17 protein-coding genes are annotated in these 24,808 nt (G+C 75.6%); 6 read left to right on the plus strand and 11 right to left on the minus strand.

From position 1 onward, the window contains the following. The first annotated feature begins 292 nt into the window (after positions 1-292). Positions 293-1,504, plus strand: a complete 1,212-nt coding sequence (locus WJX68_RS06990; RefSeq protein WP_340287177.1) for a glycoside hydrolase family 3 N-terminal domain-containing protein — start codon at positions 293-295, stop codon at positions 1,502-1,504. Positions 1,505-1,573: 69 nt separating this feature from the next. Here the strand turns inward: WJX68_RS06990 and WJX68_RS06995 are convergent, their stop codons facing one another. From WJX68_RS06995 to WJX68_RS07015, 5 genes are all read right to left on the minus strand, one after another. After that, positions 1,574-2,341: a beta-ketoacyl-ACP reductase gene (locus WJX68_RS06995; protein ID WP_340287179.1), complete on the minus strand. Its 768-nt coding sequence runs from the start codon at positions 2,339-2,341 to the stop codon at positions 1,574-1,576. Beyond that, positions 2,338-7,968 (minus strand): ATP-binding protein, encoded by a 5,631-nt coding sequence (locus WJX68_RS07000; RefSeq protein WP_340287181.1) that lies wholly within the window; start codon positions 7,966-7,968, stop codon positions 2,338-2,340. The genes WJX68_RS06995 and WJX68_RS07000 overlap by 4 nt, the downstream gene beginning before the upstream one ends. 187 nt (positions 7,969-8,155) lie before the next feature. After that, the gene (locus WJX68_RS07005; protein ID WP_340287183.1) at positions 8,156-10,123 is read right to left on the minus strand and encodes a 3-oxoacyl-ACP synthase III family protein; all 1,968 of its coding nucleotides are present in this window, start codon (positions 10,121-10,123) and stop codon (positions 8,156-8,158) included. 567 nt (positions 10,124-10,690) lie between these two features. Further along, positions 10,691-12,160 (minus strand): MFS transporter, encoded by a 1,470-nt coding sequence (locus WJX68_RS07010; protein ID WP_340287185.1) that lies wholly within the window; start codon positions 12,158-12,160, stop codon positions 10,691-10,693. Between the two features lie 77 nt (positions 12,161-12,237). Beyond that, positions 12,238-13,410 (minus strand): citrate/2-methylcitrate synthase, encoded by a 1,173-nt coding sequence (locus tag WJX68_RS07015; RefSeq protein WP_340287187.1) that lies wholly within the window; start codon positions 13,408-13,410, stop codon positions 12,238-12,240. Between the two features lie 68 nt (positions 13,411-13,478). Here WJX68_RS07015 and WJX68_RS07020 point away from each other — a divergent pair, with 68 nt between their 5' ends. Beyond that, positions 13,479-14,705, plus strand: a complete 1,227-nt coding sequence (locus WJX68_RS07020; RefSeq protein WP_340287189.1) for a citrate/2-methylcitrate synthase — start codon at positions 13,479-13,481, stop codon at positions 14,703-14,705. Here WJX68_RS07020 and WJX68_RS07025 read toward each other — a convergent pair. Next, positions 14,645-15,256, minus strand: a complete 612-nt coding sequence (locus WJX68_RS07025; RefSeq protein WP_340287190.1) for a class F sortase — start codon at positions 15,254-15,256, stop codon at positions 14,645-14,647. The two genes, WJX68_RS07020 and WJX68_RS07025, sit on opposite strands and share 61 nt — an antisense overlap. Before the next feature lies 1 nt (position 15,257). After that, positions 15,258-15,944, minus strand: a complete 687-nt coding sequence (locus WJX68_RS07030; RefSeq protein WP_340287192.1) for a hypothetical protein — start codon at positions 15,942-15,944, stop codon at positions 15,258-15,260. Positions 15,945-16,155: 211 nt separating this feature from the next. Here WJX68_RS07030 and WJX68_RS07035 point away from each other — a divergent pair, with 211 nt between their 5' ends. From WJX68_RS07035 to WJX68_RS07045, 3 genes are read left to right on the plus strand one after another with little or no spacing between them, the layout of a single operon-like run. After that, positions 16,156-16,578 (plus strand): TIGR03618 family F420-dependent PPOX class oxidoreductase, encoded by a 423-nt coding sequence (locus WJX68_RS07035; RefSeq protein WP_340287193.1) that lies wholly within the window; start codon positions 16,156-16,158, stop codon positions 16,576-16,578. A gap of 28 nt (positions 16,579-16,606) precedes the next feature. Further along, positions 16,607-17,407 carry an MBL fold metallo-hydrolase gene (locus WJX68_RS07040; protein ID WP_340287195.1) on the plus strand — a complete coding sequence of 267 codons (801 nt, stop codon included), beginning with the start codon at positions 16,607-16,609 and terminating at the stop codon, positions 17,405-17,407. Next, complete coding sequence (locus WJX68_RS07045; RefSeq protein ID WP_340287197.1) at positions 17,404-18,069, plus strand: VTT domain-containing protein; 666 nt, start codon at positions 17,404-17,406, stop codon at positions 18,067-18,069. Before WJX68_RS07040 ends, WJX68_RS07045 begins: the two co-directional genes overlap by 4 nt. A 13-nt stretch (positions 18,070-18,082) precedes the next feature. Here the strand turns inward: WJX68_RS07045 and WJX68_RS07050 are convergent, their stop codons facing one another. From WJX68_RS07050 to WJX68_RS07065, 4 genes are all read right to left on the minus strand, one after another. Next, the gene (locus WJX68_RS07050) at positions 18,083-19,456 is read right to left on the minus strand and encodes a sugar porter family MFS transporter (RefSeq protein ID WP_340287199.1); all 1,374 of its coding nucleotides are present in this window, start codon (positions 19,454-19,456) and stop codon (positions 18,083-18,085) included. A 182-nt stretch (positions 19,457-19,638) separates the two neighbouring features. Beyond that, the gene (locus tag WJX68_RS07055; RefSeq protein ID WP_340287201.1) at positions 19,639-21,129 is read right to left on the minus strand and encodes a S1C family serine protease; all 1,491 of its coding nucleotides are present in this window, start codon (positions 21,127-21,129) and stop codon (positions 19,639-19,641) included. Positions 21,130-21,229: 100 nt separating this feature from the next. Further along, entirely contained in the window at positions 21,230-21,976 is a 747-nt protein-coding gene (locus WJX68_RS07060) for a GIDE domain-containing protein (protein ID WP_340287203.1), read from the minus strand. An 11-nt stretch (positions 21,977-21,987) separates the two neighbouring features. Further along, entirely contained in the window at positions 21,988-23,157 is a 1,170-nt protein-coding gene (locus WJX68_RS07065; RefSeq protein ID WP_340287205.1) for a thiolase family protein, read from the minus strand. A 329-nt stretch (positions 23,158-23,486) separates the two neighbouring features. On the opposite strand from WJX68_RS07065, the gene WJX68_RS07070 reads away from it, so the two are divergent. Next, positions 23,487-24,800, plus strand: a complete 1,314-nt coding sequence (locus WJX68_RS07070) for a TMEM165/GDT1 family protein (protein ID WP_340287207.1) — start codon at positions 23,487-23,489, stop codon at positions 24,798-24,800. Positions 24,801-24,808 lie beyond the last annotated feature (8 nt).

The following is a 24,808-nucleotide window of genomic DNA, read 5'->3' on the forward strand; positions in this document are numbered from 1 at the left end:
CGTGTCGCCGTGTCGCGGCTGCTCGGAACCACGTCCCCGCCGCGTTCGCGCGCAGGATCTCCCTTCGCGCGCGCTGCAGCGCGCGCGGGGAACGACCGCGCGTGCGAGGACCGACCGTGCGCGGGGAGCGACTCGGCGCGCGAGGACCGACAGCGCCCGAGCAGCGCACCTGCGCGGACCCGGCGCCCGCGGCGCGCCGACCCGGACACGAACGGCGGGCGCGGGCCCGGGTGCGCGGGGCGGCGGCGCGCCGGGGGAGCCCGGGCGGCGCGGCCCTGTCACGATGGTCGGGATGCCGCACCTGCCCCGACGCCCCCACCCCGTGGTCCGCCAGCGACGCCGTCGCAGCACCGGACTGCTCACCGCCGCCGTCGTGGGCGCGCTGACCGCGGGCCTGGTCGCCGTGGCCGGTCCCCAGCTGACGGCGACCACGACCCCGGCACCGGGAGCGCAGCCGCAGGCCGCGGACGCCGCGCCGGCCACACCGGCCGACACCTGCGCGCCGCGGGTCGCGGCGCTGTCCGTGCGCGACCGGCTCGCGCAGCGGCTCATGGTGGGCGTCGACGCGTCCGACCCGGCCGGCGCGACCGCGATCGTGCGGGGCTCCCGGGTCGGCGGGGTGTTCCTCGGCGGCAACGCCACCGCGCTGCTGCAGCAGAACCGGCTCGACGCGCTGCAGAAGGCCTCGCCGACCCCGCTCGCCGTCGCCGTCGACGAGGAGGGCGGGCGGGTCCAGCGCATCGACGAGCTCGACGGCGACGTCCCCAGCGCGCGCGAGATGGCCGCGTCGAGGACCCCGGAGCAGGTCACCGCGACCGCGCGCGAGCGGGCCGGGCAGCTGAGGGCCCGCGGCGTCACCTGGAACCTCGCGCCGTCGGTGGACGTCTCCGACCAGCCGGCGTCCTCGGTGATCGGTGACCGCTCGTTCTCGAACGACCCGGACACCGTCACCCGCTACGCCGCGGCGTGGGCCGAGGGCCAGCAGGCCGGCGGCGTGTACGGCGTCCTCAAGCACTTCCCCGGCCACGGCCACAGCTCCGGCGACTCGCACAAGGGCTCGGTGAGCACGCCGTCGCTGCAGGAGCTGTGGGCCTCGGACCTGAAGCCCTATGCGGCCCTGGTCGGCCCCGGCAAGCCGCTCGACGGGCGGGTCGGGGTCATGCTCGGCCACCTGGACGTCCCCGGGCTGACCAGCGACGTCCCGTCCAGCATCGACCCGGCCGCGTACCGGTTGCTGCGTACCGACTACGGCTTCGACGGCCTCGCGATGACCGACGACCTCGGCGCGATGAAGGCGATCACCGACCGGTTCGGTCTGGCCGAGGCCACGACGCGGGCCCTGGCGGCGGGTGCGGACGTCGCGCTGTCCTCCAACGTCACCCCGGTCGCCCCGCTGCTCGACGCCGCGGAGAAGGCCCTCGCCGACGGCCGCATCACCGCCGCGGGCAACGACACCGCCGTCGCCCGGGTGCTGGAGGCCAAGGGTCTCTGCCGCCGCGGCTGACCGCCCCGGAACGGCACGAGGGCCCCGCACACCCTTGTGCGAGGCCCTCGGCTTCCGCCGGAACGCCGGTCAGGAACCCATGTCCAGACCACCGTTCACGCTGATCACCGAACCGGTCACGTAGCCGGCCCGGTCGTCGACGAGGAACTGCACCGCGCGGGCGATCTCGTCGGCCTGGCCGAGACGGCCGACCGGGATCTTCGCGAGGATCTTCTCCATCGCCTTCTCCGGCACCGCGGCGACCATCTCGGTCTCGATGAAGCCCGGCGCCACGCAGTTGACGGTGACGCCCTTCTTCGCGACCTCCTGGGCCAGCGACTTCGAGAACCCGATCAGACCGGCCTTGGACGAGGCGTAGTTCGCCTGGCCGATGGAGCCGATCTGGCCGATCACCGAGGAGATGTTCACGATCCGGCCGAACTCGTTGCCGGTCATGTGCTCCAGCACGGCCTTGGTCATGTAGAAGGCGCCGGACAGGTTGATGCGCAGCACGGCGTGCCAGTCGTCGACCGTCAGCTTGCGGACGGTCTTGTCGACGGTGATGCCGGCGTTGTTGATCAGGTAGTCGACGCGGCCCTTCTGCTCCAGGACCTCGGAGACCACGCGCTGGCAGTCGTCGGGCGAGCCGACGTTGCCCTGGTGGACCGACACCGACGCGCCCTCGGCGCCCAGCTTCTCCCGCAGGTCCTCGGCGGCCTTCGAGTTCGACGAGTACCCGGCGGCGACGTGCACGCCCGAGCGGGCGAGCGCCGTGGTGATGGCCGCGCCGATCCCGCGCGCACCCCCGGTGACGATGGCGACGCGCTGCTCCGGGTGGGTGTCGGTGATCGCGGTCATGCGTTTCCTCCAAGGGTGTCGAGAGTGCGCTTCATGCCCCGCTGGACCGCGTCGGCCAGGTACGGCCGGAGCTGGTCGGGGGTGACGATCCGGTGCACCGAGCCGACGGACTGCGCCCGCTCGATGGAGTGCTTGGTGTCGAACTCGTCCGCGACCTGGCCGAGCTTCTCGGAGCGGACGTCCGGACGGAGGGTGGCGAGCTCGCCGCGCAGGCGGGCCGCGGTGGCGTCGTCGCCGTCCTCCACGGCCTGGGAGATGCGGGCCTCCAGGTCGGTGACCCGCTCGTCCTTCGCGGTGCGGTCGTTGACCTCGCCGGCGAACACGACGGCCGCGGCGGGCGCGCCGCCGAGCACCGAGGCGTAGGAGCCGGTGACCGCGGCGATCTCCATGTTGTCGTTGAGCGTCCCGGAGAACACCACGAACGCGCCGCCGTGGTAGCGGGAGACGACGCAGAACACGATCGGGCCGTCGAAGTTGACGATGGCCCGGCCGATCTCGGCGCCGTTCTCCAGCTGCAGCCCGCGCAGCGACTCCGGCGAGCCGTCGAACCCGGACAGGTTCGCCAGCACCACCAGCGGCCGGTTGCCCGACGCGGCGTTGATGGCCCGCGCGCACTTGCGCGACGAGCGCGGGAACAGCGTGCCCGCGGTGAACTGCGACGGGCCGTCGACCGGGCTCGGCCCGCGCCGCGGGATCGGCCGCGACTCGATGCCGACCATCGCGACCGGCTGGCCGCCGAGGTGCGCGTCGAGCGCGACGACCGACTCGGCGTCGTGCATGTCGGCCCACCGCTCCGACGTCGGGTGGTCGGCGTCGGCGACGCCGCGCAGCACCGAGCGGATGTCGAAGGGCTTCTTGCGCTCGCGGTTGGTCTCCGGCGCCCAGATCTCGCCGAGCGTGGTGAACTCGCAGTTCGGCCCGGAGTGCGGCGCCGTCGTGACGTCGCGCGAGACCGGGTCGGTGGTCGGCGCGGGCCGCGGGAACCGCTCGCCCGGCTGGGTCCAGGTGTGGGCGTAGTGCGCCAGCAGCACCTGCACCGCACCGCCCAGGTCGGGCGCCCAGTACTGCGCCTGCCCGTTCGGGCCCATGATCCGGTCGTAGCCGCCGATGCCGAAGTTGTCCTCGGCCGAGACGCCGCCGGAGAAGTCCAGCGAGTGCTTGCCGGTCAGCACCATCGCCGAGTCCGGCGTCATCACCAGGATGCCCTTGGTGTGCATGAGCATCGTGGCCTCGGCGTTCCAGTAGGGCTGGGCGCCGACGTTGATGCCGGTGACGACGACGTTGAGCTCGCCGCCGTCCTGGGTGAACTCGATGATCCCGCGCAGCACCCGGGAGATCCAGTCCATGTTCTCGGTGCCGGAGTCCATCGCGATCTTCGCGCCGGCCGAGACGGCGAACCACTCGATCGGCACGTCCAGCTCGCGGGCCAGGTGGATCGCGGCCATCACGCGGCGGCACTCGGGCTCGGCGATCGCGCCGAGCGCTCGGGTCGGGTCGCCCAGCAGCACGACGCGCTTCATGCCGTCGGGGTAGCGCCGCGTCGGCACGGAGACGACGCCGAGCACCAGGTTGGCCTTGTTGCCGCCCGGCGCGCGGTCGACCGGCACCGGCAGGGCCGGGTCGTCCGGGTCGACGAGGTCGTACTCCTGCCAGGTGCCCTGACCGGCGTCGATCGGGGCGGTGAGCAGGGGGACGATCTCGTACGGGTAGACGGCGCCGCGGCGGCGGGCCTTGAGCACCTTCTGGTCGTAGGCGTCGAGCTCGCGCATCGGCTCGGTCGGCGGCTGGTCCAGCTTGACCTGCAGCCCCGCGCCCGGCGGGCGCGACATGCGCAGCAGCATCGACCGCGGCCCGCCCTGCCCGCCGGTCACGGCCGGGTCGGCCGTGCGGAACTCGACCAGGACCTGCTCCAGGCCCAGGTTCGCGGTGCGCGGCGCGAGCCGGCGCACCACCGAGTCCAGCTCGGCGAGCGGGACGTCGACCTCGGGCCACACGTAGAGCGCGATCCGGTTCCACGACATCCGGGCCAGGGTGCGGTCCCCGGCGCGGGCGGCGCGCAGCGAGTTGATGCAGGCGTCGAGCGCCCGCTCGAACTGCGGCAGCGAGCGGACCGCGCCGGTCTCCTCGTCGCGCAGCACGGTCAGCTCGCGCACGTCGGCCATCGCGACCAGGCGGTCGTCGGCGGTGACCTCGCGGCCGGTGGCGCGGAACAGGTGGACGTCGGTGGCCGCGGGCAGCCGGTCCAGCTCGAAGTCGCGGAAGCGCCACAGCCGCAGCCGGTCCGCGACCAGCGGGTGCATGCCGCGCAGGGTGCGGTCCTCGACCAGCTCGCCGGTCTCGTCCGGGCGGAAGGTGAACCAGGTCGGGGCCTCGGCCTGCTCGCTCGGGGTGCCCTCGGCGCGCGGGTTCGGCCGGACGGCGACGGCGACCCGGTGCAGGTGCGCCGGGACCTTGCCCAGCGCGGCGCGGACCCGCTCGGCGCGGGCGTCGGGGTCGCCCCCGTCGTCGGCCTTGGTGGAGGTGACGTAGAGGTCGACCAGGGCGGTGCGGTCGCCCTCGAGCGCGTCGATGCGCCGGCGCAGCTCCTCGGCGACGGCGCGGCCGGCGGCCGGGTCGTTGTTGTCGATCACCGAGGAGAACACCGTGCGGTCGCGGCCCAGGTGCTGGTAGCGCGCGGTCAGCAGCGGCTTGCCCGCGTGCTCGGTCAGCTCCAGGTCGCGCAGCACCCGCACCCGGTAGTAGCGGCGGGTCATGACCTCGAGCAGGACGGCGTCGTGGCGCTCGCCGAACACGCCCAGGATCGGCTCGGAGGAGCCGACGAGCGCGTCGATGCGCCGCGCCCGGTCGTCGGTGCCGGGGTTCTCGGCCAGCACGTCGAGGCTCTCGCGGACCTCGGTCAGCGCGCGGTCCCGCTCGGTGGCGACGACCGGTGCGTCGAACGCGCGGTAGCGGACCAGCCGGGCGGTGTCGCCGACGACGGGGTGGCGCAGCTGGGTGGCGACCACGACCTCGTCGAGGGTGCGCAGGTAGTCCTCGCGCGCGGCGGCGGACAGGCCCGCGACCGACTCGGGGTGCTGCAGCCGCCAGTTCAGCAGGTCCAGCACGACCGGCACCTGCTGCGGCGCGCGGCGGTGGGCCAGGAACATCCGGTACAGCGCCGGGCCGAGCTCGTCGGCGCGGCCGGAGCCGCCGTCGATCTCGGTGACGCCGTAGTGGGCCAGCGCGCGGCGCAGCTTGGCCTGGAACGACTCGGGCAGGCCCTCGTTCTCGGCGTCGCGGCTGCGCAGGTAGGCGTAGAGGTACTCCTGCGGGTTGCGCTCGGTCTCGCCGGTCTCGTCGTCGGTCTCGGACCGGTTGCGCGAGAGCTGGCAGAGGTCGGCGAAGATCTGCAGGACGGCGGTCTCGCCGGCCAGCACGGCCGGGTCGTCCGCGGCGAGCTCGGTGCGCGCACCGGCCAGGCGGCGCAGCTGCGGGCGGGCCTGGCTCTCGTCGACGTCGAAGCCGAGGACCTGGAAGCGCAGCGCGGACAGGGCGTCCGCGGCGGTCGCGGCGGCGACGGTGTCGGCGCCGGCGGCGGCGAACGCGGAGAGGTCGGCGCGGTCGGAGGTGACCGCGGCCGCGGTGTCGGCGTCGGCCGAGGGCTCCAGGCGCACGAGCTTCGTGCCGCCGTCGACCTGGGTGTTGGCCGGGACGAGGATCTCGGCGACGGTGCCGTCGAACGGCGCCCGCAGCGAGGTCTCCAGCTTCATCGACTCGACGATCGCGAGCGTGTCGCCCTCGGCGACGGTCTGGCCCGCCGTGACCGGCAGCGCCACGACCATGGCCGGGGCGGGGGCGCGGACGATGCCCGCCTCGCCGCCGGAGATGCGGTGCACCGCGCCGTCGACCTCGACCAGGTAGTCCGACTCCTGCGCGACCGACAGCACGGTCCAGGAGGCGTCGCCGACGGTGAGGCGGCGCTCGTAGGCGCCGTTGCGCTCGACGTCGACGTCGACGGCCACGCCGTCGAGCTCGACGCGGTAGCGCCCGGCGCGGGTGCGGGCGACCTTCAGCTTGTAGGACTGCCCGGCGACGGTGACGTCGGTCTGGTGCCAGGTCTCGTAGCCGACCTCGGGCCGGCCGGCCTCGGCCGAGCGGAACAGCCGGTCCTGCTGGCGGGCGACGTGGCCGTCGTGGCTCTGCACCGCGGTGGCGAGCAGGGCGACGTCGAGCCGGCGCGGCGGGGCGTAGCCCTGGGCCATCATGTCGTCGAGCCAGGTGGTGCGCAGCTCGCCGGTGCCGGCGCGGAAGGCCTCGCGGTCGAGCAGGTCCAGCAGGAACGCCTTGTTGGTGGAGCCGCCGTCGATCACCGCGGCGGTCTGGCGCAGCGCACGCGAGAGCCGGGCCCGGGCCTCCTCGCGGTCGCGGCCCCACGCGATCACCTTGGCGATCATGGAGTCGAACTGCGGCGGGATGACGTCGCCCGCGGCGACGCCGGTGTCGACCCGGATCCCCGGGCCGGACGGCAGCGCGAGGTGCTCGATGCGCCCCGGGGCGGGGGCGAACTCGCGCTCGGGGTCCTCGGCGGTCAGGCGGGCCTCGATGGCCCAGCCGCTGCCGGTGGGGACCGACGGCGCCACCTCGGCCAGCGTCCCGCCGGCCGCCACGTGCAGCTGCAGCTTGACGATGTCGACGCCCGTGCACGCCTCGGTGACGGGGTGCTCGACCTGCAGCCGGGTGTTGACCTCGAGGAAGGAGAGCAGCTTCTCCTCGGGCTGGTACAGGAACTCGACGGTGCCGGCGTTGACGTAGCCCGCGGCGCGGGCCAGGTCGGCGGCCGCGGTGCGCAGCAGCGCCTCCTGCTCGTCGTCGAGCGCGGTGGACGCCGACTCCTCCAGCACCTTCTGGTTGCGGCGCTGGACCGAGCAGTCGCGCACACCCAGCGTCCAGACGTCGCCGGTGGCGTCGGCGACGACCTGCACCTCGACGTGGCGCCCGCCCGAGACCGCCCGCTCCAGGAACACGGTCGCGTCACCGGCGGTGCGCGACGCCTCGGACGCGGCCCGCTCGAACGCATCGTCCAGCTGCTCGGGGCCCGCGACGAACCGGATGCCGCGCCCGCCGCCGCCCGCGGTGGCCTTCACCATCAGCGGGTAGCCGACGGACTCGCCCGCCTTGCGCGCCGCCTCCAGGTCGGCCACCGGGCCGCCCGACCACGGCGCCATCGGCACCCCGACCGACTCGGCCAGCTGCTTGGACGCGATCTTGTCCCCGAGCCGGCGCATGACCTCGGCCGACGGGCCGACGAAGGTGATCCCCAGCCGCTCGCACAGCTCGGCGAACTCGGCCTTCTCCGAGACGAAGCCCCAGCCCGGCCAGACGGCGTCGGCGCGGGTCGCGCGCAGCGCGCGCTCCAGCTCGGCGTAGTCCAGGTAGGGGCTGGCGCCCATGTGGTCCGGGTCGTCCGGACCGATCAGGACGGCCTCGTCCGCCTCACGGACGTACATCGCCCGCCGGTCGACGGCGGTGTGCAGCGCGATCGTGCGCAAGCGGCGGTCGGGCCCGTTCTGGGCGTTCCACTCACGGACGGCGTTGATCAACCGCATGGCGGGTTCGCCGCGGTTGACGATGGCGATGCGCGAGAACATGGCTGGGGTTCACTGCTCCTGTGGGTGCGACGACGGCTTCGGCGGCGGTGTGCCGCACCGACATCGTCGTCGGGCGGTCAGCGGGTCGGTACGGACGGTGGCCCGAAAGGCCCGGGCGGGCGGGGTGGTCGCGGGACGGTGGACGGGGATCTTCCCGCCCACTGTGTCTCATGTCACCCGTTCGTGCTCATTCGCCGAAGGCGATCCGCACGTCGTCGGTCGTCGGGGCGGCGGCGGGCTCCGGCGCGGGGCCCGTCTCCGCGACGGCCGCGGGGTCCAGCCGGACCTCGGGGGCCATGACCGCGGGGTCCACCTCCAGCACCGCGTAGCCACCCACGGCGCCCGCGCCGAAACCGGGCGCGAACACCCGGGTGCGGCCGGTGACGACCCCGTCGGCGACGGAGTCGAACAGCGCGATCGGGATGGACGCGGCCGACACGTTGCCCATCGACTCGATGTTGAAGTACAGCTGCTCGGCCGAGAGCCCGGCCTTGCCCGCGAGCTGCAGGATCATCGTCTTGTTGGCCTGGTGCGGCACGATCAGGTCGATCGCGTCGAGCATCGAGCCGTCGCCGGCGCCGTCGGGGCCGGGCTGCTCGGTCAGCTCGCCGATCATCTGCGCGAGGTAGCGGGCGACGAGCGCCTTGACCTCCGGGCCGTAGACGGTGATGTCGTTGTCGAACTCCGGGTTCGGCCAGATGATCGAGTTGACCTGGGTGTCCGGGCCCGACGCGTAGGTCTGCAGCAGGTCGACGTCGCCGCGCTCGCCCTCGGCGGCGGGCGCGATCACCATCGCGGCGGCGCCGTCACCGAAGATCATCCGCGAGGTGCGGACGTTGCCGATCTTGTCGGAGAACTTCTCGACGCAGACGAGCAGGACCGGCCGGTGCACCTCCTGCAGCTGGCGCACGGCCTCGGCGAGGCCGTAGGGCAGGCCGGCGCAGGCGGCGATGATGTCGGCCGAGCAGTGGGTCTGCAGCAGGCCCAGGCGCCCGGACAGCCACGTCGACAGCGAGGGGATGAGCCGCTCGCTGGTGCAGGTGGCGACGAGCACGGCGCCGATCTCGGAACGGTCGCGGCCGGAGTGCTCCAGCGCGCGGACCGCGGCGGCCCAGGCCAGGTCCTCGATGTCCAGCTCGGTGTAGCGGCGCTGGTCGATGCCGGTCTTGGACGAGATCTCCCCGGCGCTCATCGGCGACCAGGAGAACGCGGAGTTGCGCACGACGTCGTCGTTGGAGCAGACGTGCTCGCCGCGGACGACCGCGAGGGCCTCGATCTTGGGCTGCACGGCGAACGCCTCGCGGACGCGGACCGGGGGCAGCGGGGTGGCCGGCTCGACGGCCTCGGACTGCGTGGAGAGCCGGGGTCGCCGGGCCGGGCGGGCGCCGGTGGCGCGGTCGAGGAACTGCTCGACGTCGCGGTTGCGCGGGTGGAAGGCGATGACGTAGTCGTCGTCGCCGATCTCCTGCGCGGTGCGCAGCTCGGTGGCGGCGCGGTCCCACGGGTACTGGTTGTGCAGCACCATCGCCCAGCGGGTGAGCGCCTCGAGCTCGGGGCGCTCGGCGTGGGCGTCGAGGATGTCGTTGAAGGAGAAGACCGGGTAGTCCGGGTCGTGGTGCGGCACGACGAAGGTCTGCGCGCCCGGCGTGGTGAGGAACTGCTGCACGGTCGGCTTGACGGCCGGCAGCTCGGTCGCGTGGTGGCGCCGGTTGCCGTAGACGTCGAAGAGCAGGTCGAAGATGCGGCGCTCGGTGGCGTCGTCCCAGGTGGGCGGCAGCGTCTCGAAGACCTCGGCGACGGCCTGGATCTTCTTGTCCCCGTCGCGCCACGGCGTGAGCAGCGGGAGGAAGACGTCGCTGCGGTGGCGGGGCAGGTCGCGCCAGCGGGTGGGGCGCTTCTCGAACATGGTGAGCGTGTAGCGGTTGACCCAGAACAGGTTCTGGCTCATGTCGCGCAGCAGCGCGAAGCGGCTCTCGTACTTGCCGGCCGTGATCCGCTCGAGGATGTCGGTGCCGGTGGGCGCCTTCGCCTCGAAATCGCGCCCGACAATCGCGGTGAACTGTTCCAGGTCGTCGATGACCGAGAAATCGAGCTCTCCGAGGAAATTGGCGGGAAAGACCAGTCGGTCGTGGCTGTTGACCACGAACGGTTTCATGTGACGACCTCCTGCAGCGGCGTCGACCGGCGGAATCGCCAGGCGGAACGCGGTGCGGCCTGGTCGATCGGATCGGTTGCGGTGCCTGCAACGGTATCGACGAACAGTCACGATCGGAATGTGATCCAGCCGCCGAGTGTGCGCTCTCACGGATGGTCGGTCAACTCGGACTGTTGCCGGTGAGAATGTTACCGGCCGGTTCTACCCGCCGGTTCCCCGCGCCATTCCCGGATATCCGCAGGTTGGTGGGCGGATGTCGTCCACAGTGGAACGATCACCGGGCGTGTCCGCCCGGGCCCGCCGCGTGCACGTGCACGCGGCGCCGGTCACCGGGGTCACAGCCGCCGCCGTGACGGCGGCCGCACCCCGCGGCGCCGTGCCGGTCGCACCGGGGCCCGCGGGCCGCACACCGGTCCTGTGTGGACCATCGGGGTGCCGCGGGCCTGCGACGACCGCCGCGGGCGGTCCGCTCCCGCCCCGTGGCGAGCCGGGTGCCCGGCGGGAATGCGCGCCGGGGACCGGCGGGCGTTGTGAGTGGGCGCGATTCCCGCGTCGCGGTGGGGCGGCTCAGCCGGTGGTGGCCGGTGCCGCGCCGGCAGGCTCGGCGTCCGGCTCGGGGGCGGGCGCGGGCGTGGCCAGGACCAGCACGGTCGCCAGCAGTCCCGCGGCCCCGGCCGCGACGAAGCAGATGGCGTAGGCCGTGGCCGAGGGCGGGCCGCCGTCGCCGAGCAGGAAGGTCGTCGTGACCGCGGTGACGACCGCGGTGCACGAGCTGGTCCCCAGCTGGCGGGCCAGGGTGTTGAGGCTGTTCGCCGCCGCGGTCTCGGACTCCGGCACCGCCCGCATGATGAGCAGCGGGATCGCCGAGTACGCCAGCGCCGCCCCGACGGCGGCCACCGTGGACGCCAGCATGAGCAGCGGCACCGTCGGCGGCATCGCGGCGAACGCGAGGTTGCCCGCGCCCAGCAGCAGCGTCCCGAGCACCAGCGTCGTGCGTGGGCCGCGCCGCCGCGACAGCCGCGCCGACGCCGAGGAGAACACGACCATCGACCCGCCCATCGGCAGCAGCACCAGCCCCGCGACGACGAGCGAGAGCCCGAAGCCGTACCCGGTCGCGACCGGCGCCTGCAGGATCTGGGTCGCCAGCACGAACCCGGCGAACATCGCGAACCCGACCAGCACCGAGGCGATGTTGGTCAGCAGCACCGCGGGCCGCGCGGAGACCCGCAGGTCCACCAGCGGCGCGGGGACGCGCAGCTCGTAGGCGCCGGTGGCGAGCACCAGCACGGCCGCGCCCGCGAACAGCCCGAGCACCACCGGCGACGACCAGCCCCACGCGTCGCCCTTGGAGATCGCGAGCAGCAGGCACACCAGCGCGCCGCCGACGCCGAGCGCACCGGCGACGTCGAACCGGCCGCCGGTGCGCAGCCGCGACTCCGCGACGAGGCGGCGCACCAGCAGGATCTGCACCACGCCGAGCACCGCGGCCCCGGCGAACAGCCACCGCCAGCCCGCGAACTGTGCGACGACGCCGGTCACCGGCAGCCCGATCGCGCCGCCGAACCCGAGCGAGGACGACATCAGCCCGACCCCGGAGCCCACCCGGTCGGCGGGCAGGACGTCGCGCATCAGGCTCATCCCGAGCGCGATCACCCCGAACGCCGCGCCCTGCAGCACCCGGGCCACGAGCAGCAGCCCGATGCCGGGCGCGAGCGCGCCCAGCAGCGAGCCCGCGCCGACCAGGGCGAGCGCGACCATCAGCATCCGGCGCTTGCCGAACATGTCGCCCAGCCGTCCGAGCACCGGTGCGGACACCGCACCGGCCACCAGGTTCGCGGTGATGAGCCAGGACGCCGTCGACGGGGTCACCCCCAGCAGCTCCGGGAAGCGGGGCAGCAGCGGGACCACCATCGTCTGTACCAGCGACACCAGCAGCCCGCAGGACGCGAGGACGGTGATCGCGACCCCGGCGCGCGGCGCCGTCCCCTCCGTGGGTGCGCTCGCGGGCTGTGGGGGCTGGCGGCGGGCCCGGAACACTCGACCTCCGAGGTGACGGTGGGAAACGGCAGTCACCCGTCAGATGAGCACGCCGGTCACCCGTCCGGCAAGCCGGGTCAGCTCCCGCGCGCGGGGACCGGCTGCGGGGGCGGCGGGCCGTCGTAGACGGCCGAGGGGCGGATGAGGCGCCGCTCGGCGGCCTGTTCCAGCACGTGCGCGCACCAGCCGACGACCCGGCTGACCGCGAAGGTGGGGGTGAACATGCTGCGCGGGACACCGCAGCCCTCCATCACCACACCCGCGTGGAACTCCACGTTCGCGTGCAGCGGCCGGTCCGGGCGCAGGGTGGCCAGCGTGGCGGCCACCCGCCGCTCGACGTCGGCGGCGCGGGCGGGCAGCGGGCCGCCCAGCTCCGCGGCGACCTCGCGCAGCAGGGCCGAGCGCGGGTCGGGGCCGCGGTACACGGCGTGCCCGAAGCCCATGATCCGTTCCCCGGCGGCGAGCCGGTCGGCGACCCAGCGCTCCGGTGAGCCGCCGGCGTCGCGGTCGATGGCGTCGAGGCTCTCCAGCGCGCGGTCGGGGGCGCCGCCGTGCAGCGGCCCGGCGAACGCGCCGAGCGCGGCGACCACGCAGGACGCGACGTCGGCGCCGGTGGAGGCGACGACGCGCGCGGTGAAGGTGGAGGCGTTGAACCCGTGGTCGACGGTCGCGACCAGGTAGGCGTCCAGCGCCCGGACGTGCGCGGGGTCGGGCTCGGTGCCGTGCAGCATCCACAGCCAGTTCGCCGCGGTGGACGGCTCCGGGCGCGGCGCGACGGGCTGCAGGCCGTGCCGCAGCCGGTGCAGCGCGGCGAGGACCGTCGGGGTCGCAGCACAGACGGTGAGCGCGTCGCGGGGCCCGGCGTCCGGGTCGTCCCACAGCGGGCGCATCCCGTGCTGCGGGCCGAGCAGCGACAGCGCGGTGCGCAGCCCGGCGAGCAGGTCGGGCCCGCAGGCCTCGGCGATCGCGGGCAGCTGCGCGGCGACGGCGCCGGGCAGGACCCGTCCGCGGGCGGTCGCCGCGGCGAACCGGCCGGCCTCGGTGGCGCCGGGCAGGCGGCCGTGCGCGAACAGGTACCGGACGTCGTCGAAGGTGCGGGTGCGCGCGAGTTCGACCGCGGAGTACGGGCCGTAGTGGTAGAAGCCCTCCTCCCCGCGGACGTCGCCGATGCGGGTGCTGGTGACGGCCACGCCGCGCAGGCCCGGTGGGACCCGTCCGGCGGCGGTGCCGGTGGTGTCGGTGCTGGTCATGACCGGACCGTCCGCCCGCCGACAAGCATTGTCAATATTGATATGGTCAATGTTGATACAGTCGACCCGTGGAGTACCTGACCGTCGCCGAGACCGCCGAACGGCTCGGCGTGAAGCGCGAGACCGTGTACGCCTACGCGAGCCGCGGCCTGCTGACCAGCGTGCGCGGCGCGCAGCGGCGCGGGAGCCGCTTCGCCCAGGACGAGGTGGAGGCGCTCGCCGCACGCGGGCGCGAGGCGGGGGCGCCCTCGGGCACCGTGGAACGGATCAGGACGCGGATCACACTCGTCTCCGCGGACGGGCCCTGGTTCCGCGGCGTCGGCGCGGGCGGGCTCGCACGCACCTCCGACCTCGAAGGGGTCGCCGCGCTGCTGTGGGAGACCCCCGGCCCGGTCCGGTTCGACGCCGACCCCGCGCTGCTCGCCGTCGCCCGCGCCGTGCTCGCCGGGGCCCCGGACTCGGCGCGGGCCACCGACCGGTTCCGGCTCGCCGTCGCCGCGGTGGCCGCGGCCGACCCGCTGCGCGCCGACCCCCGCCCGGGAGCGGTGGTGGCGACGGCGTCGACGCTGCTGGGCACGGTCGTCGCGGCGCTGGCCGGGGACGCGCCGCCGGGCACGGACCTGGCCGGACGGCTGCTCCCCGCGCTGCGGCGCGACCCGCGCCGCACCCCGGACCCCGCGCTCGCCGGGCACGTCCGGGCCGCGCTGGTGCTGCTCGCCGACCACGGGCTGGCCGCGTCCACGGTCGCCGCGCGGGTGGCGGCGAGCACCCTGGCCGACGTGCACGCCGTCGTCTCGGCCGGGCTCGGCGCGCTCGACGGCCCCCGGCACGGCCTGGCGAGCGGGTTCGCGCACCGCTTCCTCGCCGGTGCCCTGGACGACCCGCGCGGCGCGCTGGCCGAGTGGCTGCGCGCCGGGGAGCGGGTCCCCGGGTTCGGCCACGCGGTCTACCGCGGTCCCGACCCGCGCGCGACCGTCCTGCTGGAGCGGCTGCGCGCCGACCCGGCCGCGGCGGCGGCGGTGGCCTGCGCCGACGCCGTCGCGGCCGGGCTGGGCCGGGGCGGCGACGGTCCCGCGCCGAACGTCGACCTCGCGCTGGCGGCGCTGATGCTCGCCCACGACCTGCGTCCCGACGCCGGTGAGCTGCTGTTCGCCTGCGCCCGCACCGTCGGGTGGGTGGCGCACGCCCTGGAGGAGTACGCCGAGCCCGGCCCGCGGCTGCGGCCCACCGGCGTCTACACCGGGCCGCGGCCCGGGTCGACCAGCGACGCGAGCACCACGACGTTGTCGGTGTAGCTGCGCGCCCCGCGGTCGAAGGTGCCCCCGCAGGTGATCAGCCGCAGGCCCGCGCCGGGCAGGTCGCCGTAGACGGTCGCGGTGGGGAAACGGTCCTTGGCGTAGCGGCGCACGGCCTGGACCTCGAACACCGCGGCGCGGCCGTCGGCCCGGTCCACGGTCACCAGGTCCCCGGGCACGAGCTCGGCGAGCCGGAAGAACGGGCCGGGCTCGTGGTCCCAGTCGACGTGCGCGGTCAGCACCGCCGGCCCGCGCTCCCCGGGGGTGGGGCCGCCGGTGTACCAGCCGGTCGCCCCGCCGTCCGGCGGGACGGCGAGCGCGCCCCCGGCGGTCAGGCCCAGCCCGACCAGCCCGCTGTCCAGCCCGGCGGCCGCGGCCCGCACCCGGACCGGCGCCGCCGCGGGCAGCGGCGCGGCGGCCGGGCGGACGGTCGTCACCGGCACCGGCGGCACGGTCCCGCCGAACGCGGCCGGCGGGACCGTCGCGAACCCGGCCAGGGCCGCCGCCACGACGGCCGCCGCGCCCCACCGCCGCAGCGTGCGCCCGCCCACGTCAGCGGGTGCGCCGCGGCGACGGCAGCGCCGACCGGCCGCTGCGCCGTCCGCTCCACACCGCGGTCCCGGCACCGGCCGCGAGCACCGCCCCGACCCCGCCGAGCAGGAACGCCGACGGGTCGACCGCCCCGCCCCCGGAGCCGTCCCCGGCCGCCACGGCGCCACCGGGCACCACGCGCACCTGGCCGGTGCTCGCCCCGGCGACGAGGTCGGAGCCCTCGCAGGCCCGCCCGTCGCCGTCGCGGTCGAGGTTGTTCGGGTCCGACGGGTCCGCCGCCAGCACCGCCTGGGCCTGGGAGCGGGTGAGGTCCACGCAGTCGAGGTCGCGGCCCGCGCCGGCGGCGGGCGCGGTCTCCCGGGCGGGAGCGGGCGCCGCGGCCGGCGCCGGTGCCGGGACCTCCGCGGGCGCCTCCGCCGGGTCCTGGGCCGGCTGCTCCGCCTGGTCCTCCGCCGGGTCCTGTGCGGGCTCCTCGGCGGGGTCCTCGGCCGGGTCGGCCGCGGGCGGCTCCTGCTCGGCCGTCTCGTCGTCCTGCTGCTGGGCGGCGGGGACGCTCACGGCCGCGGCGTGCACCGCCGCGGGTTCCGCGGCCGAGGCCGCCCCGGCGAGCGGGACCCCGGCGAGCGCGGCGAGGGTGAGGGTCGCGGCGACGGCGCCGGTGCGGCGGACGAGCGAGCGTGCGGTCATGATCCACTCCCTGTGACGTACGTGATCGACGTGACCGGTGGGGCGAACGGGGCGCCCGTGCCGATGGCGGAGAGTGAAGCGACACCGGGTCCGGAAGGACAGAGAAGTCGCCCGGACGGGGATCCCCGGGCCGGGTGGTGTCGCACGGCGTGACCACTGCCGCGGCGTGCCGGGGCGCGCGGTGCCCGCCGGCCGGGCGAGGATGGGCACCGTGACGAGCCCTCCCCGCCGCCGCCGGTCGCTCGACGACGGCGTCACCGACGCCTTCCGCGACCTGTGGTCGCAGCGCCGCCCCTGCGTGCTGGTGACCCCGCGCCGCGACGGCACCCCGCACGCGGTGCCCGTCGGGGTGACCGTCGACGTCGCCGGGCGCACCGCCCGGGTGATCTGCGGGGGCGGGTCGCAGAAGGCCCGCAACGTGGCCGCGGCGGGGCCGGGCGGGGCGCGGGTCAGCGTCACCGTCGTCGACGGGCGGACCTGGTCCACGCTGGAGGGCGTCGCGGTCGTGCGGGCCGAGCCCGACGTCGTCGCCGACGCCGAGCGCCGCTACGCCGCCGAGTACAAGGAGCCGCGGCCCAACCCCGGACGGGTGGTGCTGCAGATCTCCGTCGACCGGGTCCTCGGCAACGCCTGAGCCCGCCCCGGCGGGGATACTCCCCGGTGTGGACCTGCCGGAGACGACCTTCCTCGGCCACAGCACCCTGCGGCTGCGGATGGGCGGGCGCACCGTGCTGACCGACCCGGTGCTGGGCCGCGCGGTCGGGCCGCTGCGCCGCACGGCCCCGGCCGTCGACCCGGCGGAGCTGGCGGGCGTCGACCTCGTGCTGATCTCGCACCTGCACGCCGACCACCTGCACCTGGCGTCGCTGCGGCGGCTGCCGCGCTCGGCGGAGGTCGTCGTCCCCGCGGGGGCCGGGGACTGGCTGCGCGGCCGTGGCGTCGCGCGGGTGTCCGAGCTCGCGCCCGGGTGGACCCGCACCTTCGGCGGGCTGCGCGTGACCGGCACCCCGGCCGACCACTCCGGGCACCGGTGGGGCCCCCGGTTCACCCACGGCCCGCAGGCCGACGCGATGGGCCACCTGCTCGAGGCCGACGGGCTGCGCGTCTACGTCGCCGGGGACACCGGCCTGTTCCCCGGCCTCGACGACGTCGCCGCCCAGGGCCGGATCGACCTGGCCGCCCTGCCCGTGTGGGGCTGGGGGCCCAGCCTCGGGCCCGGCCACCTCGACCCCGACGGCGCCGCGGAGGCGGTGCGCCGCCTCGCGCCCGCGGTGGCGCTGCCGGTGCACTGGGGCACGCTGGCCGTCGCCGGGCTGTGCTCGGTGCCGGGACGCCCGGGGAGCCGGATGCGCGAGCTGCTGGTGCGCCCGCCGCACGACTTCGCCGCCGCCGTCGCCGCGGCCGGGCTGCCCGCCCGGACCCTGGTGCTGGCGCCGGGCGCCGCCGTCGGTACCGCGGCGTGAGCGCGCTGCTCGCCGCCCTCACCGGCGTGCCCGACGCCGAGGACTGGGTGCGCACCGAGCTGAGCCCGGAGGCCGGGCGGATCGCCTACCTCGTCGTGGCCGGGGGAGTGCTGTTCGGCTCGATCGTGCCGGTGCTGCCGACCGGCGCGATCGTCGGCGCCGCCGCCGCGACGGCGATGACCAGCACCGCGCTGTCGCTGCCGGTGGTGCTCGTGCTCGCCTTCGCGGCCGCGCTGCTCGGCGACGTGGTCACCTTCGCCGTCGCCCGCCGCGGCAGCGGGCCGGTGCGCGCCGCCGTCGCCGGGGGCCGGTTCGGCGGCGACCGGACCGCGGCCCGGATCGAGCGGATGAGCGGCGCGTTCGCCGAGCGCGGCTGGCTGGTCGTGCTCGTGGGGCGGGTCGCCCCGGCCGGCCGGGTGCCGACGCTGCTGGCCGCGGCCGTCGCCGGGATGGCGTGGGCCCGGCTGCTGCCCGCGGTCGCGGCCGGCGCGGTGCTGTGGACCCTGCTCTACGGCGTGCTCGGTGTGCTGACCGGCAACCTGACCGACTCCCCGCTGGTCGCGTCGCTGCTCGCGGTCGGGCTGGTCGCCGTCGTCGCCGCGGTGAGCGCGCTCGTGGGCCGGCTGCGCGCCCGCCGTCGCGAGAGCCGGCCGGCCGCCTGAGGCCGCGCGTGGCTCAGGTCTGCCCGGCGCGGGCCTGCAGCGAGGCGTCGATCTCCTCCAGGCTGCGCCCCTTCGTCTCGGGCATCAGCCGGTACAGGAACACGAACCCGGCCACACCGATCACGGCGAACACCGCGAACAGCCCGGACTCGCCGAGCGTGGTGATGAGCGTCAGCGTGGTCGAGGCGATGACCAGGTCCAGACCCCAGTGCGTGGTCGCCCCGAGCCCGCCCGCCTTGCCGCGCACCGCCGTCGGGAAGACCTCGGAGTTCACCAGCCAGATCGCGATGCCCAGGCTCGCGGCGAACGCCGCGATGTAGACGCACAGCGCCACCACGATCAGGACGCCGACCACCCCGCCCTGCGACGGCAGCAGGAACAGCACGACCAGCGCGACCAGCGCGGCGACGACGACGGCCAGCCCGCCGAGCAGCAGCGGCCGCCGTCCCCAGGAGTCGATGCGGGCCAGCGCGACCGCGGTGACCACGGTGTTGACCAGCCCGATCCCCACCGTCGCGAGGATCGCGCCGGTGTCGGAGCCGAACACCCCGGCCAGGATCGTGGGGGCGTAGTAGATGACGGCGTTGACCCCGACGAGCTGGTTGACCGCCGCCACCCCGATGCCGAGGGTGAGCGCGGGGCGCAGCGCCGGGCGGCGCAGGTCGGCCCAGCTCCAGCGGGCCTCCTCGCGGGCGGCGTCGCGGATCTCGGCGATCTCCGCCTCGGCCTCGGCCGGGGTGCGCCCGACCAGCGCGTCCCGGGCCTCGTCGACCCGGCCCCGCAGCACCAGCCAGCGCGGCGACTCCTGCGCGCGGACGAGCCCGACCAGCATCGCCAGCGCCGGGACGGCGGCCAGCGCGAGCGGCCAGCGCCAGCTCCCCGAGGCCGCGAACACCGAGTTGACCAGGTAGGACAGCAGGATACCGACGGTGATCAGGAGCTGGTTCATCGACACCAGCCGGCCGCGGGACTCCTTCGGCGCGATCTCGGCGATGTAGAGCGGCACGCACACCGAGGAGACCCCGATGGCCAGTCCGAGCACGACCCGGGCCGTGATCAGCACCCCGGTGCCCGGCGCCAGACCGGACAGCACCGCCCCGACCAGGAACACCGCGGCGACCCCCATCAGGGTGCGGCGACGGCCGAGGGCGTCGGTGATCGCACCGCCCGCGAGCGCGCCGACCAGCGCCCCCGCGAGCAGCGCCGCGACGACGGCCTGGCTGCCCGCCTCGCCGAGCCCGAACTCCGGCGCGAGGAACAGCAGCGCCCCGGAGATGACGCCGGTGTCGTAGCCGAACAGCAGCCCGCCGGCCGCGGCGACCGTCGTCGCCAGCCCGATCCCGCGGCCCCGCCGCACGTCCTGCCCGGTGCCGTCGCGTGCGGTCATCGCGCCCCCTCGTGCTCAGCCGTTCGCGTGTGCGTCTCGCAACGCCGGCCCAGGGTCGCCCGCGCGGGTCTCCCGTGTCCACCGGACGGGCGCACACAGGACCGGCCGGACGCGACGGGAGGGGGGATGGTCGCGTCCGGCCGGAGTCGGGTCCGGGGCCCGGTGGCCCCGGGGTGTGCGGGTCAGTTGCCCCCGCCGAAGGGGTTGATCCCGAAGGGCAGGTCCCCGGTGCCGCCGGAGCCGTTCTCCGGGACGGTGCGCGAGCCGTTCTCGGCGGTGGCCGCGGCGGTGTCGCGCACGGTGCCCAGGGTCACCGGGACCTCGCGGGCGCCGGAGCCGCTGCCGACGGTCAGCGTGACCTGCTGGCCGGGGGTGAAGTTGCCGACCCGCGCGATGAGGTCGGCGAAGCTCGACACCGGGTACTGGTTGACCTTGGTGACGACCTCGCCCGCCTTCAGGCCGGCCGCCGCCGCCGGCGAGTTCGGCTCGACGGTCGCGATCTGCGCGCCGGAGTCCTGGGCGCCCGCGGTGCCCGACGCCGACACCGAGCCCTGCACGCCGAGCTGCGGCTTGGTCGCGACGCCGTTGTCCATCAGCTCCTGGGCGACCCGCTTGGCGGTGTCGACCGGGATGGCGAACCCGAGCCCGATCGAGCCGGAGCTCTGGCCCGCGGTCGCGATCGCGGAGTTGATGCCGACGACCTGCCCGGCCAGGTTCACCAGCGGCCCGCCGGAGTTGCCCTGGTTGATCGGGGCGTCGGTCTGCAGGCCGTTGTAGACCACCGGCGCCTGGCCGTCGCCGCTCGCGGTGACGGTCCGGTTGAGCGCCGAGACGATGCCGGCGGTGACCGTGCCGGACAGGCCCTGCGGCGAGCCGTTCGCGACGACCTGCTCACCGACCTGCACGTTCGCGGACTCGCCGAGGGTCGCGGGCTTGAGGTTCGAGGCCCCCTGCAGCGCGATGACGGCGAGGTCGTAGCTGGGGGAGGTGCCGACGACCGTGGCGCGGTACTGCGTGCCGTCGGCGGTGGAGACGGTGATCTGCCCGCCGCTGCCGGCGCCGGACACCACGTGGTTGTTGGTGAGGACCTTGCCGTCGGAGGTCAGGACCACGCCGGACCCCTCGGCGACGCCCTGCGCGGTGCGGACCTGGATGTCGACGGTGCTGGGGGTGATGGCGGCCGCGGCGCCGGCGATCGAGCCGTCCGCGGGGGTGGCCGGGGTGCCCGGCGACGTCGCGGTGGTCAGCGTGGTGCTGCCCGACGAGCCGTCCATCAGCGCGTAGGCGCCGCCGAACCCGACGCCGCCGCCGACGAGGCCCGCGGCCAGCGCGACCGCGACCAGCCCGGCACCGAGGCGGCGCGGCGGCTTCGGCGCCGGCGCCTGCTGCGGGAACGGCGGGTACACCGAGGTCGGCGGGCTGCCCGCGCCGTACGCGGGGATGGTCGGGTTCGACGTGGTCGCCCACGGCGGGGGCGCCGGGGTGTCCTGCCGGCGGTGCTCGGTGTCGGTCACGGTGCTCGTCTCCTGCGTGCGGATGCCGTCGGCGTGCGCGACGTGGACGTCCTCGGTCCCGTCGGCACGCGGTGCGGGCCGGGTGGGGTCGGGGGCGCCGGCCGTGCCGGTGGTCCGTCCGTCGGAACGCTCGCCCGTTCCCAGCCCGTTCTCGGTCATGTCCGTACTGTGCGCCCCGAGCCTGAGACGACCCTGTGACCGCGCTGGGAATCGGTCGCGCATCGCGTGTGACCTGCCGGCACCGCCCTCGCGCGGGGCCTCAGGACAGCGCGCCGGCCACCACGAGGACCAGGCCGAGCACGGCCAGCGCGGCCCCGCCGCGGGCCCACAGCCGCTGGGCCCGCCGGTCGCGGCCGGTCAGCTCGGACTCGGTGCGGGTGGACAGCACGAACGTGCCCGTCGGGTCCTGCGGCGGCCGGACCACCAGCGGGCCGTCGCGGTCGTCGACCTCGCCGAGCACGTACATGCCCACCCCGGGACGCAGCACCCACTCCTGGCGCCGGTAGCCCAGGGTGCGGTCGCCGCCGCGGCCCGGGTCGTCCGCCGGGTCGAAGCGGTCGAGCACGCGCTCGACCGGCTCGGGGCGGCGCCCGCCGTGGTCGACGCCGACGGTGTGCCCGTCGCGCAGCAGCGCCCAGCCGTGCTCCGAGGCCCGCTCCGACACCGTCTCGGTGTAGGTCCGGGTGCGGGTCCGGCCCTCGTCGTCGCGCTCGCGGCGCTCGTAGCGGCGCTCCACCTTCTGGGCGTGCCACACGCACTCGACGCCCGCGAGCTCGGAGCGCAGCAGCCCCACCGGTGCGGGCGCGGTGGTCCCGACGACCTCGCAGACCAGCCGGAACGTGCCCGGCCGCCCGGCCAGGTCGGTCGCGACGGCGGCCCGGTCGAGCAGCTCGGGCACCCCGGGCGTCTCGGCCGCCATCATCGCGTGCACCCGGCGCTGGGTGCGCACCGCGAGCCAGAAGCAGCCCGCCGCGGCGAGCAGCGCGACGATCCCGATCCCGATCACGACCACGGAAACTAGCCGACGAGCTCCACGACGGTGGCGTTCGCCGTGCCCCCGCCCTCGCACATCGTCTGCAGCCCGTAGCGGATCCCGCGGTCGCGCATGTGGTGGACCAGCCGGGTCAGCAGGACCGTGCCGGACGCGCCCAGCGGGTGCCCGACGGCGATCGCGCCGCCGAGCGGGTTGAGCACCGCGTCGTCGGCGCCCAGCTCGGCCTGCCAGGCCAGCGGCACCGGGGCGAACGCCTCGTTCACCTCGAAGGCGCCGATGTCGCCGATCGAGAGCCCGGACCGCTTGAGCACCTTCTGCGTGGCCGGGATCGGGCCGGTCAGCATCCGCAGCGGGTCCGCACCGGACACCGCACCCGAGTGGTAGCGCACGATCGGGGTCAGGCCCAGCTCGCGGGCCCGCTCCGGGGTGGTCACCAGGACCGCGGAGGCGCCGTCGGAGATCTGCGAGCTGTTGCCGGCGTGGATCACACCGTCGGCGGAGAACGAGGGCTTCAGCCCGGCGAGGGTCTCCGGTGTCGTCCCGCGGCGCAGGCCCTCGTCGGCGGCGAACCCGGGCGCGCCGGGCACGGTGACGAGCTGGTCGTCGAACGCGCCGGCGTCGGCCGCGGCGGCCGCGAGGGCGTGGCTGCGGGCGGCGTAGTCGTCCAGGCGGGCCCGCGACAGGTTCCAGTCCCGCGCGATCCGCTCGGCGCCGACGCCCTGGTTGAAGTCGCCGTTCGGGAACTCCCCGGACTCGAGGTCGGCGCGGTAGCGCTCGCGGACCAGCGGGCCGTACGGGCGGCCCAGGTCGCGGCCGGCGCCCAGCGGCACCCGGGTCATCGACTCGACCCCGCCGGCGACGACGACGTCGTACTGCCCGGCGAGGACCATCCCGGCGGCGAAGTCGAACGCGGACTGGCTCGACCCGCAGGCCCGGTTCACCGTGACCCCGGGGACGGTCTCCGGCCAGCCCGCGGCGAGCAGCGCGTAGCGCCCGATCTGCGCGGCCTGGTCGCCGACCTGGTTGACGCAGCCCCACACGACGTCGTCGACGACGGCGGGGTCGATCCCGGTCCGCTCGGCCAGCGCGGTGAGCACGGCGGCGGAGAGGTCGACCGGGTGGACCTCGGACAGCGAGCCCTTCCGCTTGCCGATCGGTGTACGGACGGCGGCGCAGACGACGGCCTCGGGCACGGTGGGTCCTCCCTCTTCGGCGGCGACGCGGTCGGCGGTGACCGGTCGTTCGCGACGCTAAAGCATCACCGAGCCTGCCTCGCCGAGACCACCGTCACAAACCGGGCGCAGGAGTCGAGCCGGTCTGGATCGATGAGGTAACGTCACCGGCCGTACGCGAAGGGGAGTAGCTCCCAACGCTGCGCTCGACATACTGGTCCGCCGCGCCACACGACGGCCGACCCGGGTGCAGCGGCCTGACCACCACCAGGCGAGCGAGACCTTCGATCCGGACCATCCGGATCGAGGTCACCCGTACCCCTCGATCCGGTCGAGATCGAGGGATGGACATGGACGGATTCCTGATCGCGTTCGCGATCAGCTTCGGCGTCATCTTCGTGGCCGAGCTGGGCGACAAGTCGCAGCTCATGGCCCTCACGTTCGCCACCCGCTTCAAGGCGGTCCCGGTGCTGATCGGCATCACGATCGCCACCTCGGTGACCCACCTGGTGTCGGTCGCCGTCGGCTACGGCCTGGGCGCGTCGATCCCGACGGGCTGGATCGCGCTCGTCGCCGCGGTCGCCTTCCTGGTCTTCGGGGCCTGGACGCTGCGCGGCGACAGCCTCACCGACGACGAGGAGGCCAAGGCCAAGCGGGCCGGCGGGTCCGCCGTCGTCGCCGCGTCGGTCGCGTTCTTCCTCGCCGAGCTCGGTGACAAGACGATGCTCGCCACGATCACCCTGGCCGCCCAGCACGGAACGCTGTCCGGCTCGGTCGGCGTCTGGGCCGGGTCGACGGTCGGCATGGTCGCCGCGGACGCGCTGGCCATCGTCGTCGGGCGCCAGCTCGGCAAGCGGCTCCCGGAGCGCGCCATCTCCGTCGGCGCCGCGGTGATGTTCTTCGTGTTCGGCGGCTGGCTGCTCGTGGAGGCCGTCCCGCAGGTGTGGGGCGAGGGCGCCTGGGGCCGGTTCTTCGACGCGCTGGGCCACCAGGGCCTCGGCTGGGCCGCGCTCGCGCTGGGCGTGCTGGCCGTCGCGACCGCGCTGTGGTTCCGCGCCCGGGCGCACCGCGACCGCGGCGAGCGCCGCCTCGACGTCGCCCGCACCCCGGGCAGCCCCGCCTGGTGGGCCCGCGCGCTGTTCGTCCTGGCCGCGGTGCTCGGCTTCGGCGCGCCGGTGCTCGTCGCGCTCGACGTGCTGGAGCCGATCTCGGTGCTGGCCCGCCCGGCCGTCGCCGTCGTGGGCGCGGGGCTGCTGCTGCTCGGGTTCGCCGTCGTCGCGGTGTCGATGCTGCAGCTCGGGACGGTGTGGCGGCGCTCGGCGACCGAGGCCGGGCAGGCGGCCGCCGGTGACCCGGAGGCCGCGCGCCGCCCGGTCCTGGCGACCGGCGGGCTCTACCGCCGCGTCCGCAACCCCGCGCTGACCGGGCTGATCGTCGGCTGCGCCGGGATGCTGTTCATGGCCCCGACGCTGCTCGGCGTGCTCGCCGGGGTGCTGATCGTGGTCGCCGTGCAGATCCAGGCCCGTGCGGTCTACGAGCCGGGCCTGGGCAGCGCGCTCGGCCCGGAGTACGACGACTACCGCCGCCGGACCGGCCGGTTCCTGCCCCGGGTGCGCGCCGAGCGCACCGCGGACGGGGAGGGGGACCGGACCCGCGTCGGCTGACCCGTGCG

It is taken from the genome of Pseudonocardia spirodelae, assembly GCF_037727765.1.
In the GTDB taxonomy this organism is placed as follows: domain Bacteria; phylum Actinomycetota; class Actinomycetes; order Mycobacteriales; family Pseudonocardiaceae; genus Pseudonocardia; species Pseudonocardia spirodelae.